This is a genomic window from Microbulbifer mixtoriginis (SeqCode), assembly GCF_052468275.1.
Map to the genome: position 1 here is coordinate 1,186,469 of NZ_CP174341.1, position 12,456 is coordinate 1,198,924.

9 protein-coding genes are annotated in these 12,456 nt (G+C 53.8%); 5 read left to right on the plus strand and 4 right to left on the minus strand.

The window, feature by feature from the left end:
- Nucleotides 1–193: 193 nt before the first annotated feature.
- The 3 genes from ACJJIC_RS05300 to ACJJIC_RS05310 form a co-directional block, all read right to left on the minus strand.
- The gene (locus ACJJIC_RS05300) at nucleotides 194–2,377 is read right to left on the minus strand and encodes a hypothetical protein (protein WP_444910648.1); all 2,184 of its coding nucleotides are present in this window, start codon (nucleotides 2,375–2,377) and stop codon (nucleotides 194–196) included.
- Nucleotides 2,378–2,380: 3 nt separating this feature from the next.
- Nucleotides 2,381–4,378 carry a DUF3857 domain-containing transglutaminase family protein gene (locus ACJJIC_RS05305; RefSeq protein WP_444910647.1) on the minus strand — a complete coding sequence of 666 codons (1,998 nt, stop codon included), beginning with the start codon at nucleotides 4,376–4,378 and terminating at the stop codon, nucleotides 2,381–2,383.
- A 323-nt stretch (nucleotides 4,379–4,701) separates the two neighbouring features.
- Complete coding sequence (locus ACJJIC_RS05310; protein ID WP_444882929.1) at nucleotides 4,702–5,556, minus strand: DUF3014 domain-containing protein; 855 nt, start codon at nucleotides 5,554–5,556, stop codon at nucleotides 4,702–4,704.
- Between the two features lie 280 nt (nucleotides 5,557–5,836).
- Between ACJJIC_RS05310 and ACJJIC_RS05315 the strand changes: the two genes are divergently transcribed.
- Complete coding sequence (locus ACJJIC_RS05315) at nucleotides 5,837–7,483, plus strand: alpha-amylase family glycosyl hydrolase (protein WP_444910646.1); 1,647 nt, start codon at nucleotides 5,837–5,839, stop codon at nucleotides 7,481–7,483.
- A 79-nt stretch (nucleotides 7,484–7,562) separates the two neighbouring features.
- On the opposite strand, the gene ACJJIC_RS05320 is transcribed toward ACJJIC_RS05315, so the two are convergent.
- Nucleotides 7,563–8,405 carry a universal stress protein gene (locus ACJJIC_RS05320; RefSeq protein WP_252083498.1) on the minus strand — a complete coding sequence of 281 codons (843 nt, stop codon included), beginning with the start codon at nucleotides 8,403–8,405 and terminating at the stop codon, nucleotides 7,563–7,565.
- A 315-nt stretch (nucleotides 8,406–8,720) separates the two neighbouring features.
- Here ACJJIC_RS05320 and ACJJIC_RS05325 point away from each other — a divergent pair, with 315 nt between their 5' ends.
- From ACJJIC_RS05325 to ACJJIC_RS05340, 4 genes are read left to right on the plus strand one after another with little or no spacing between them, the layout of a single operon-like run.
- Entirely contained in the window at nucleotides 8,721–9,443 is a 723-nt protein-coding gene (locus ACJJIC_RS05325) for a thermostable hemolysin (protein WP_444882927.1), read from the plus strand.
- Nucleotides 9,434–10,912 carry an AMP-binding protein gene (locus ACJJIC_RS05330; protein ID WP_445356561.1) on the plus strand — a complete coding sequence of 493 codons (1,479 nt, stop codon included), beginning with the start codon at nucleotides 9,434–9,436 and terminating at the stop codon, nucleotides 10,910–10,912. The genes ACJJIC_RS05325 and ACJJIC_RS05330 overlap by 10 nt, the downstream gene beginning before the upstream one ends.
- Nucleotides 10,909–11,580, plus strand: coding sequence for an iron-containing redox enzyme family protein (locus ACJJIC_RS05335; protein ID WP_444910644.1), 672 nt, complete (start codon nucleotides 10,909–10,911; stop codon nucleotides 11,578–11,580). The genes ACJJIC_RS05330 and ACJJIC_RS05335 overlap by 4 nt, the downstream gene beginning before the upstream one ends.
- A gap of 1 nt (nucleotide 11,581) precedes the next feature.
- Entirely contained in the window at nucleotides 11,582–12,427 is an 846-nt protein-coding gene (locus tag ACJJIC_RS05340) for an SDR family oxidoreductase (protein WP_444910643.1), read from the plus strand.
- The last annotated feature ends 29 nt before the right edge of the window (nucleotides 12,428–12,456 follow it).

Genomic DNA, 12,456 nt, shown 5'->3' on the forward strand with positions numbered 1-12,456 from the left:
GATATCCATAGTATGAATAAAACACATATTACTCCGCGAAATAAAATTTTGTTCTGAGTCTGTACTCATGCATTTAATTGAATTTATGTGCAAGAAATATGCAATGCTTCACTTGAGTGTCAATAATGTTCTAAGAGGGGAGTAAAGTGATCAAACTCTTTTTGGTCACTTATTCTAGATGTGTTTTGAGTGACTATTCTTCAGTAGATAAGAGACTTATTAACTCTGCGACTTCTATTTGGTTGCAATATTGTGATCTTTGACACTTTTGCAAAGTCGTTTTTATGGTTTTGTTGCCACTTTGTTCTGTGGCCAATTTTAAATAATGCAGGGCCATTTTAAGGTCATAATTTGTGATCTCTCCCGCACTATATGCTTTGGCCAGTTTTAGGGAGGCGCCGGTATGCCCAAGCTCGGAAGCGCTTCGGTAATGACTTAGGGCTCGTTCACTGTTGGCGGCTACGCCTAGTCCTTTCTCATACATGCGCCCCTGATTATAGAAACCATACTTAGAGTTATGTTTAGAGGCGCGCTCAAACCATGCTAGTGCTTCAGCATAATTCAGCTGATCCGTATCTTGAGAAAGATATAAAAGCCCGAGGGCATTCATTGCATCGACAGAACCTGCTTCGGCGGCTTGCGTCAGGTAAGTCTTAGCCTGCTGTAGATCTTGGCCCACTCCCTGACCATTTTGGTAGAGTAAACCAAGATTGTAGCTGGCTCTTGTGGATCCCTGGCTTGCGGCATATTGGTAGATTTTAGCTGCGCGCTGGTAATCCTGTTTAACACCCACACCTAGAGCGGAGGCATAACCTAGGTTGGTTACACAATCGAGATTGTTTACTTTTGCACAGAGGGCATACCAGCCATAGGCACGATCGTGATCGGTTCGTACAATTTTTCCTCTGGAGTTGAATAGACCCATACGTAATTGTGCAGGCAAGTGCCAACGAAGGGCTGCTGCTTCGATGTCTTTCAGCGCAGAAAGTGCATCTTGTGGTTGTTGGTAGAGACCATTTTCTTTAATTTTTCCCCTTAGATATAAGGCTGCGGGAAAGCCGGCCTCTGCGGATTGTTGTAGAAAATACATGCCTTGATGGCTTTGATTTTCGTCTGCCACTTCAAGCAGGTACTTGCCATAGTAATACTGCGCTGGAGGATAGTTTTCTTTAGCCGCCTGGCTGATCAGGTTTGTGAAAATTTTCTGTTGCCCAGGCTTATCTTTTAGGTGGGTGCCCGCCTGCTCTAGTAGTGCCGGGGCATAGCCTTGCTTTGCGGAAAGCTGCAGGTAATGTGCTGCCAAGTCAGCTCTTGGCATATCGTATTGATCAGATGCTAATAGCAAGGCCATTGCGTACTCGGCTTCGCCCCGTTGTAGGGTTTCCGCTGCGCTTGCCAATAACTGGCTGGTCAACTCCGTGTCTACTTCTATTCCCAGGCCGATGGTAGTGATATAGGCAAGCATAATTTTGCCTTCCTGCAGCCCCAGGTCTGCGGCGGCAACAAAGAGTTGTGCGCATTCATCCACTGCGAACTTTGTACTGTTACCCTCAAGGCACAAATTACCAAGGCTGATATTGGCAGTGAGCGAGCCCATGCCAATGGCTTTCAAGTAGGTTTGTTCGGCCTGCTGGAAATTCCCTTCGGCTTCTTGAACCTGGCCTACAGCGTGTAGAGCAGAGTAGTCAGAATCTGCCAGAGGTAGCAGTATATTTTTATATAGGGCATCGGAGAGACCCGCGAATGGGTATTGGATATCGAGCAAGCGATGTAGAAAACGGTTATTGTCAAAATAAATTTTTCGGACTTTTCCGTTATTGGGGTCTCGTATATTGTAAACCCGGTATAGACCACTGCGACTCGCGGCAAATTCAAAATAGCTATCGAGTATTTCAAAACCGGAAATATTGAGTAGGTCTTCGGCATCGCCCCAGCTGGCCACTTCATAAGCGCTATAGAAAGTATCACCTCTGCGCGTTGACAGTATTCCTCTGGCAATAAAATTAAAAATATTTTGGTGGTAGCTGGCGAGTTCGTCATTACCAATGGACTCATAGCACTCTGTGGCACTCAGGTGCGGCAGCAGAGAAATACTATTGAGCTGGGTAACTTCTTGCCAATTTACCTCTGCACAGCTTTTTTGGCCTGTCTCTAGCGCAGTCATTTCTGCCTGGTAACGCCCCTGCGCTTCTAGTGAATTGAGAGATTGAGGAGACTTTAGGTACTCGCTCCAATAAATGGGGTATTGCACAGATTCGGGTGCGAGTACCACTTGTCGGGTCAAGTCCTGTAAGGGATCGACCGGTGTATGTATTGTTGATTGTGAGGCACAGGAGGCCAGCAGTAATAGAGTGAGAACAAAAAGCAGCTTCTTCATGGCTTACTTCCTGATCAAAGATTTAATCAGGTTTTTCATTTCCTGGCTCTTATTGCGATTGGAAGAAGCTTCCCCTTTGGCCCAGAATTTATATTGCAGCGCTCTGTCGAGCTTATTGAACTCGGCTAAATATTCAGGCACCTCCTGTGGCTCTACATGATCGACTTTGGATTTAAAGTTGTAGACCACCTGGAGGGCACTGTTCTCCAGTTTGGCGCTGCGAGTGAAGTTGAACCAGGAATTATCGATCGTGGTTGTGCCCAATTCCTCCTGCCAGAGCAACTCCCCTTGAATATTCACCCTTGCACTCTGCTGAATATCCACGGGGTGTGTCAGGGCCAGCGGGCTCTGACGAATGGGGTGCTGAGGCTTGGATAAATAGGGTACCAAGGCGGAACCATACAGGGAAAATATCTTACGTGCGGAACTTATCTGGGCAAAGTCACCAATTTGATAGTGCTCGGATACCACTAGCTGGTTTTCCTGTAGGCTGTCTTTGTAGGTGATCTCGGGGCTGGTGTTCACTCCCGGATAATATCCGGCAATAAAATTGGTGTAGCTATTTTTGATTTGCTCTGTGTCTGCAGAGAGGAAGAACTGGCGCACCTGCTCTGCTTTACGATGAGAGAAGCGGGAGTTTACCTGGAGCTCCGCACGATTTTCTGCCGCATTGATATCGTATTGTTCTTCGATACGAGCACTTAGATTGGCAACACTTTCCGAGCTTGGGTTTACGGTTTTTAGCGCGTTAGTATGCTTTGCAATAGGGAGTGCCAATTCATAGTTGAAAAAGCCTTTGCTCTCTATATCAATCCCCTGGCCTGAAGCCGTGGCATCCACCCAGTATTCCCGGTCATTCAGTTCGATCAGGTTTATCACATGGTTAAAAGTCTCCGGGGAGGGAATATCCTTGCCGATATCCCGCCCGCGGGAGGAGGACACGAGGGCGGGATAGGATTGTACCCCCAAGTGGGCGAGCATACTGGTCAGCAGTAGGGCCTTATCTTTACAGTCCCCGTAGCGTTTCTCCAGAGTTTCCTGGGGTGTTCTGGGTTGGTGGGAATTGATACCCAGTTCAATGCCAAAATAGCGAATATCTTCCTGTACATACTCAATCGCCTTGCTGACTGCCGCCTCCAACCCCAGCTGCGCTCGCCAGTTATCCAGTTTGTTTTTTAATGACTCCGGTAGTGTGCGATCGATCTGATAAAGGTTCTGGGCCCAGTCATTAACCTGTCCCCAGTTGTCGTAGCTGGAGTATTGGAAGTAATTGAGCGGATCGTGCCAATATGGATATTCACTTTCCATCGGCACTCCGGCCACATCGCGCAGATCGATGGTATAGGTGTGATTGTCCTGCAGGTGACTTTGCTGGACAGAATATTCGCGCTTGTTAAATCGGTAATTTAGCTTCTTGTCGCTGCTAATTTTTACAAAACGACGATCTACTGCCTGGGGCCAGGAGAGGTACAAACGGCCAAAATCACTACGGGCAAAAATCGGGTTGCTGCCCTCAATGGTATAGGCGTAGCTGATAATATCACCGGGGCGAATATCTTCCAGTATATACAGCGCATTCCATTGTTCGGAGTAGAGTTTATTGGCGAGTTCCTGCTCAGACTGGAAAAGCTTGAAACCATCCTTTTGCAAGCGATTAAGGTGTTCGCCGTTTCGCTGTACACTGATATCGTGCACCTGCAGCCTTTGGAAGGCCGGATAGAAACTGAAGTTCAGCTCGGCAATTTCACTGACCCCCTGCTGATTCAGGGGTTCGACCACGATCTGAAAGTAATACTGTTGCTCTTTTCCCCTGTGACGAAGCTGGGAGTTGGATAGGTGCACCCGCACACTGCCTTGCGATGGGCGTTTTGACTCTACTGGTTCTAATATTTCCACCCACTCGGGAGTAGTACTGAATAAGAGCTCCGGGGTCGCCTGGGCGAGTGTGGTGACAAGGATTAGTGCGGCGGCCAGCAGCTGACCGGGGAAGCGATATTTCAAGGTGAGCCTCAATAGTTTTGCAATGGGCGCTAAAAAGCCCTGATTAGGATACCGAGGGCGCTAAAGCTGAAATGCAGGTAATTACCGGTTGGCCCCAGCAAACCGGTAGCTCCTCCTGAGCTTCTCAAGCGCTGCCTGTAAATCTTGGAACAGCGCCGGGCGGCGGTACTCCGTTAACCGCCAAGTGTGCCGATAAATATACCCCATGCCTGAGACAGAATATATTGAGTAAGAGGTTGGTCTGTGTGGGGGTATAAACGACGAAGTGGAAGAGTCGGTATCACCGAGCCCTTCTCTGTAAAGGCCCGGTGATCTTTGAGAGATTATTGGGACTGTTCTGGCTGCTGAACCGGCATGGCCTCCAGTTTTTGCTTCAGTTCCTTGAGTTTTTCCTTCACTCGCGCGGCATTATCCGGGCCCATGCGAATCATCAATTTTTGTACACCGGGCAGTTTTTCAAGCTTGGGATCGGCAAACTTAAAGTAGACCGATGGGCGCACCAGCTTGATAGGACCTTCAACTTCAGGGGCTGCCAGTACCTTATCGATAGCTTCAATCACCACCTGGTGAAAGGTTTTATTGCGCATGCCCAACTCGCCGTAGGCCTGCGCCAAGCGCGGATACCAGTACTGGTAAAGGCCCACTGCAGTATCGGTATCCATTGAGGCGAACAGGCGCACAGGCTTATCGTAGCGACGGTAATTGTCCGGCGACAATTGGTAGCCCTCTATCGAGGAGCCGGTAACAACAATAGGGCCGCGTATGGTTTTCAGTGGGCGGTGCTTGTGGATCAGGTTTCCTCGTGCACCGGAGTTGACCGCAGCCACCCATTTGCGAATCACCTCATCGTTTACCAACCAGCGCGACAGGGCGTTGTCTGGGGCCAGGCTCATCAGGTCGTCATAAGCGGCCTTGTCGCTCTCATTGAGTGGAGGCGGTGGTTCCCTGCTGGGCTCTTCCACCGGCGCGGGTTCCTGAGGCTCAGGCGTGGTGGCCTGTTCCTGGGGTTGCTCCAGAGTTTCTGGCTCCGGGGTGCTTTGGGGTTCTTCAATAATTTTGGTAGGGGGAACTTCTTTCTTTTTTTCCTCGCCAGTCCACAGCCAATAGGCTGCCGCGGCGACGACGATCACCACAATAATTCCGATGATCCACCCATGCCTAGACTGTTGTTCCGACATTCCCTGCCTCCTTTTGCTGCTATCAGAATGTGACCCTTTGACCACGGCAAAGCCCTTCGGTTTCTCCGTGGTGTCTGGGTTTTACCTTACTCTCCGCCGCAGCCGGTCGCAAAGGGGATTTGCTTCGCTTTTTGCCTATTGCGAAAATCCTGTGCGTCTGCTGTTTGCGAAAGTGACGAAAACAAGTACTGGCTACGCCCCCACTTGGGAGGATGTAGGAATCCCATTGCCGATTAGAGTTGGCTGGTGAAAATGTGCGCGGCGAATAAGTGAGAGAGCAATGGTTAAATTTACCAGCTTATTAATAGGTCTGTTTCTGGGAACTGTGCAGGCAGCGGCGGCCGAGGGGCCAATTGATCCCTTTTGGCGCAACGCCACCATCTATTTTATGTTGCCGGACCGCTTTTATAACGGCGATAAGGGCAATGACTTTCCCTACGGGCGCAAGGATGACGGGGCCCATCTGCGCGGATTCGCCGGTGGCGATCTGCGCGGGGTGATCGAAAAAATTGAGGCGGGCTATTTCAACGATCTGGGGGTAGATGCTATCTGGATGTCTCCGGTCATTGAGAATATCCACGGTCACAATGACGCTGACAAACGCACCTATGCCTTCCACGGCTACTGGCCCAAAGACTGGACCGCAGTGGATGCCAACTTTGGCACTGAGGTCGAGTTAGCGGAGCTGATAGAGGCCGCGCACAAGCGCGGTATTCGTGTGTTACTCGATGTAATTCTCAACCACACCGGCCCGATAACCGCAAAGGACCCGGAGTGGCCCGCTAGCTGGTTACGCAAAGGCGAGCAGTGCGACTGGTCTGATTACGCCGGCAACGTAGAGTGCGCGATCCACGCCAACCTCACCGATATCCTCACCGAGAGCGATAAGCCCGTGGCACTGCCGCCGCAGCTTGTGGATAAGTGGCAGCGCGAGGGCCGCCTGCAGCAGGAACTGAGCGAGCTGGATGCATTTTTCGCACGTACCGGCTATCCGCGCGCGCCCAAGTATTACCTGATCAAGTGGCTGACCGATTGGGTGCGGGAATACGGTGTGGATGGCTTTCGTGTGGACACGGTAAAACATGTCGAGCCCGAAGCTTGGGCAATTCTGAAAAAAGAGGCGGATCTGGCTCTGGCTGAGTGGAAAGCAAAACATCCACAGCAAAAACTCGATGATCGCGATTTCTTTATGCTGGGTGAGGTTTATCACTTTGGTGTGAATAACTATGGTCCCACCGTTGGCCGTGTTTACGATTACAGCGATCAACAAGTGGATTTTTACCAGTATGGTTTCGATAGTTTGATCAACTTCGATTTTGCCCAGGTGGCCGGCGAGCCCGCGGAGAAAATTTTCTCCAGTTATTCCAGCGCATTGAATTCTGGTGCGTTAAAGGGCTTGGGGGTGCTCAATTATCTGGGCTCTCACGACGACCACCACTCCTTCGATCGCGAGCGCCAACAGACCCGCATTGCCGCCAGTAAACTGATGCTGGCACCGGGGGCGGTGCAAATTTATTACGGTGATGAGCTGGCGCGCCCCATGACCGATGCCCGCGCTTTTGGCGATGCGGCCATGCGCAGCCCCATGAATTGGGGTGACCTGAAAAAAGCTGAAACCCGTGCACTGCTCACCCATTGGCAGAAGCTCGGTCAGTTCCGCCGAGCACACCCCGCCCTGGGCGCTGGTGTGCACAAGAAACTCGCCGATAACCCCTACACCTTTGCACGCACTTTAGCCGGGGAGCAGCCGGTGGTGGTGGCAATGGAGCTGCCCCGTGGGGAGAAACGCATTTCTGTAAAAGGTGTGTTTACCGATGGTACGGTGTTAACAGATTACTATTCCGGTGAGCATGCAAAAGTTGAGGGTGGCAGTGTGACTTTTAATACCGGTGGGGATCTGTTGCTGCTTTCAGCTAAATCAAAGTAGTCCTGGTTTTTAACCGGCCCAAGAAAGAAAAAGCCCAGCAAATGATTGCCGGGCTTTTCGCAGAAGTTTCGAACTGGATTTACACTTCCGTGTTGGTGAATTGGTTGCACACCATCACATCCACGTCCAACTGGCCGATCACCCGCTCGGCGGTATTTCCGCGCAACAGCGAGCCGGTTTCACCGAACTGGTTGAGAGTGCCCATTACCACCAGATCCGCATCAACTTCCTTAGCCACCGCTTCCACTACATCGCTGGTATAGCCCTGCTTCACATGAATGCGGTGCGTGGGTACGCCGGTTTTATCGGCGAGCTTGGCCAGTGCGCCGCGATCTGGGTAGCGCATGGAGTCCAGATAGGCATTTACCAGGTGCAGCTCGGCGCCGTAGTGGCCGGCAATATAGGTGGCGCGCTCACTGATCTGGCGGTTTAGCTGGCGCTGCTCCAGGGTCTTCGCCTGATAGTTGACGGTGGCCAGCACCACTTTGCGCTCGGCCTTGGCGCCGGGGCGAATCAGTACCACCGGGCAGCGTGCGGTTTTCAGCACTCGCCATTTGGATTCAGCGAAGGTAAAGCGGCGGCTGGATTTCTTGTGCACTGGCAGGTAGATCATTTCCGCATCGCAGCGCTTGGCCTCCTGCACAATGGCCGCCTGCCAGTCGCTGGACCAGCACACAGTAATCTCGCAGGAGAGACCGGCCTCGGAGATAGGTTCGCGGATCTGCTCGCGGAACCAGGATTCATCGCGGAATAGGTGGTCGTTCACTGCGCGGGTATCTACTGCTTCGCCATCCACCGCGACAAACACTGCCAAGCGGGGCTGGGGCTTGCGCCCGCGGGAAGTGGTCAGGGCGCGTTCCAGGGCCACATGTCTGTCATCGTTGGGGTCCACGACCACGAATACGGTGTTTTGCTGCTCCATCTTTCCTCCAGATCAATGGGTCTTTCTGGTCCCTGCCTTATGCAGTTGACTCCTGGGTCTAAGTTATCACGGAGAGGCTCTGGCGCGGGGAATTTGTCGTCTCAATACGAGGAAAAGCGCGCCAGATAGGCCTTGCTAGCGGCGCATGATGAAGTAAAGGAGAAAGTCCGTATTGAGCCAGATCAAGACCTGCCGACGGTTTGGCAAGCACTGACTGGGGGAGGGATACATGGCGAGTTTTTCCAGCGTTTCTTAAGTTTGCCTTAATTTTGTCTCCGTAGACTCTCGCCGTGACACTCCCAAAGAGGGTTTTCAATGGCGCTACAAAGACATTATCAATACCTGGACCAGAGTGCGTTGCCCAAGCGCAGGCTGCGGCGGCGCAAACTGGATTTCGATCTGACCCGTATAGGGCAGGCAGGCCACAGCCGGGTGCAGGGATTTATCGCGCAGAAGTTTGCCGATACCTATGGTGCGCAGGTGAACCAGTTTGCCCCGCTATTGTTATCCGCCTGGCAGGAGAGCGCGTTCAGTAGTGCCCTCGGGCTACGCCGCGCCGATAGCGGATCTCTATTCCTGGAACAGTATCTCGACCATCCGGTGGAACAGGAGATTGCCGCCTTCAGTGGGGGCTCGGTAAAACGCACGGAGATTGTCGAAATCGGCAATTTGATCTCTACCAGCCGCGGTGGCAGCCAGATGCTGTTCCTAATGTTGTTTGAATTATTTGCCGCCGCCGGTGTGCATTGGGCCATTTATACCGCGACTGCGGAAGTGCGTGGCCTATTGCAGAAATTAGTGGGTCGGCAGACGGTTTTATGTGAAGCAGACGGCCGGCGTTTGGGGGATAACCTGGACGAATGGGGTCGTTATTACGAGTCGGCTCCGGCGGTGACCGCCATCGATATGGTCGCCGAGCATCGCGCCCTGCTGGCAAATCCCCGCACCCGCGAGACTCTGCTGGCCTGTCGCCCTTCGGCACAGGCCATGTCGCCTGTGCTCACAACTTCGGCGGGAGGGGCCAATCTATGCAACTGATAGATCAAATTCGCCAGCAGGCGGTGAATCACCCCGAACAGCTGGCGCTGCGGGGCGAGGAGTGCACATTCAGCTATGGGCAGCTGCTGGCGGCCGCCGAGGAAATCGCCGAGGACCTGCAGGCGCGCGATATCCGCATACTGGGGCTCTACGCCGACAATGGTCCCAATTGGTTGTTGGTGGATCTGGCCTGCCAGATAGCGCAGATCACATTGGTACCGCTGCCGGTTTTCTTTTCCCAGCAGCAGCTGACACATACCCTGCGCGTGAGTGGCATGCAGGCCCTGTTGAGCGATAGCTGCGAACGCTTTACCGCGCTCGAAATGGTGGGGCAGGCGCGGGCTGAGTTGGCCGGTATGGCCCTGATCGATATCCATGCGGAAGCGACAGCGGCGCTGCCGGAACACACTGCCAAAATTACTTTTACCTCTGGCTCTACCGGCACGCCGCGCGGTGTCTGCCTGTCAGCCCGAACCCAGTTCACCACCGCCAATGTACTGGCACGGCAACTGCAGCCTCAGGGCAACCGTGTGCACCTGTGCCTGCTGCCTCTGGCCACCCTGCTGGAAAACGTGGCCGGGGCTTACAGTAGCTGGCTGCGTGGTGGTGAGGTGGTGGTGCCGACTACGGCGCGCCTGGGCCTCAGTGGCAGTTCGGGGCTGGATGTAGCCCAGCTGGCGAGCTGCATCGATGAGTATCGTCCCCACAGTGTGATCCTGCTGCCGCAAATGCTGAAAGCGCTGCTGGAACACAGTGAGCGCAACGGCTGGCAGCCGCCGAGCTCACTGCGCTTTGTCGCCGTGGGCGGCGGTAAGGTCTCGGACCGGCTGTTGTTGCAGGCGCGCAGTCTTGGCCTGCCGGTTTATGAAGGCTACGGCTTGTCCGAATGTGGCTCGGTGGTTGCGCTGAATGTACCCGGCGCCGATCGCCCAGGTAGCGTGGGGAGACCCTTGTCTCACTGTGATATCGCCATTCGCGATGGCGAGGTGATGGTGCTTGGTCCCCGTTATTTGGGGTACCTGGATAGTGCCGAGGGTGGTGAAAGCCAGTGGCTCGCCACCGGTGATTTGGGTGAGTTAGACGCACAAGGGTTTCTGTACATCACCGGACGTTGCAAGAACATCCTGATCAGCGCTTTTGGGCGCAATATCTCGCCGGAGTGGATTGAGAGCGAGGTACTGCTGGAGCCGATCGTGCAACAGTGCGTGGTGGTCGGCGACGCTCGTCCCCACTGTGCCGCCCTGATTTTTGCACGCCCCGGCAGCAGCCGTGAGCAGCTCGACAGCTGGTTGCAGGCGGTGAATCGCAAATTGCCGGATTACGCCCAGGTGCGCACCTGGACCGCACTGCCGGCGCCATTAACGTTTGCCGATGGCCTGCTCACCGCCAATGGCCGCCCGCGCCGCGATCGTATCGCCGCGCAGTTCCAAAATTCTATCGATAGCCTTTATGGAGGTATCTCCTCATGAGTTTTTACAATCTTCTTGAACAGCAAACTGCCGACGCCCGCCAGTCTCTGATGGAGGTACCTTTTATCCAGCGCGCCGCACGGGGTGAGATTGCCTTGCAGGAATATGTGGCCTTCCTCACTCAGGCCTATCACCACGTTAAGCACACGGTGCCTCTGCTGATGGCCTGTGGTAGTCGCCTGACTCAGCAACAGGAATGGTTGCGCGTAGCGGTTGCGGAATATATCGAGGAGGAAACCGGTCACCAGGAATGGGTGCTCAACGATATTGCCGCCTGTGGCGGCGATGCGGAAGCGGTGCGCAACGGCCGCCCCAACCTGAGTACCGAACTGATGGTGTCCTACGCCTATGACAATATCGCCCGCGGCAACCCTCTCAGCTTTTTCGGCATGGTGCATGTGCTTGAAGGCACCAGTACCGCCGTGGCCACTAAAGCCGCGCGCGCCATTCAGAAAACCCACGGACTGCCAAACAAAGCGTTCAGTTATCTGCTTTCTCACGGCGATCTGGATATCGGCCATGTGGATTTCTTCAAGGGGCTGATGAACCGCATCGATAATCCCGATGACCAGGCCGCGATCCTGCACTGCTCGCGGGCTATGTACCACCTGTATGGGGATATTTTCCGCGAACTGGACAACCCCTTTAACGTGCAGGAGGCCGCTTGATATGACAGCAAAAGAAACGCTCACGGTGCTGGTCACCGGCGCCAGCGGCGGAATTGGCTCGGCCATCAGTCGTCTGCTAGCCGAGCAGGGCCACCGGCTGCTACTGCAGGGGCGCAATGCCGCGCGCCTGCAGCAGGTAAAAGCGGAGCTACCTCACAGCGACCGGCACCAGGTGTTGGTAGCCGATCTGTGTGACCGGGCCGCTCGCGTCGAGCTGGTGCGCAGCTGCAACCAATTACTGGCTGGTGTGGATGTGTTGATCAACAATGCCGGTATCGCGTCCTTTTCCCTACTCAGCGATATCGGTGATGCGGAACTTAGTCAGCTGCTGCATACCAACCTGATCGCGCCCATGGCGCTGACTCGCGACCTGCTGCCAATACTGCAACGCAGCGAAGGCGCCGCGATTATTAATATCGGCTCGGCCTTTGGTCATATCGGTCATCCGGGCTTTGGGGCCTATGGTGCCAGTAAAGCGGGGCTGCACGGCTTTACCGAAACCCTGCGCCGGGAGTTGGCGGACAGTAAGGTACGTGTGCATTACCTGGCGCCCAGGGCGGTGGATACCCCTCTCAACAGTGACGCAGTCAACGACTTGAATCGGGCACTCGGTAACAAGTCCGACTCGCCACAATTTGTCGCCGCCCAATGCCTGCGTCTGCTACAGAGTAAACGTGGCCGCAGGCGTTTTATCGGCTGGCCCGAACGCCTGTTTATCAAGGTCAATGCGCTCCTCCCCTCTCTGGTAGATAGCGCGCTGGCAAAGAAACTGTCCCTGGTTCGCCAATTTGCCCGCGGGGAAACTCCGCCAACAGTACAGGATAAGACGGCTCCCAGCGCGCTCTGAGCGCGCCGGCCTTTTCATTCAACAACCAA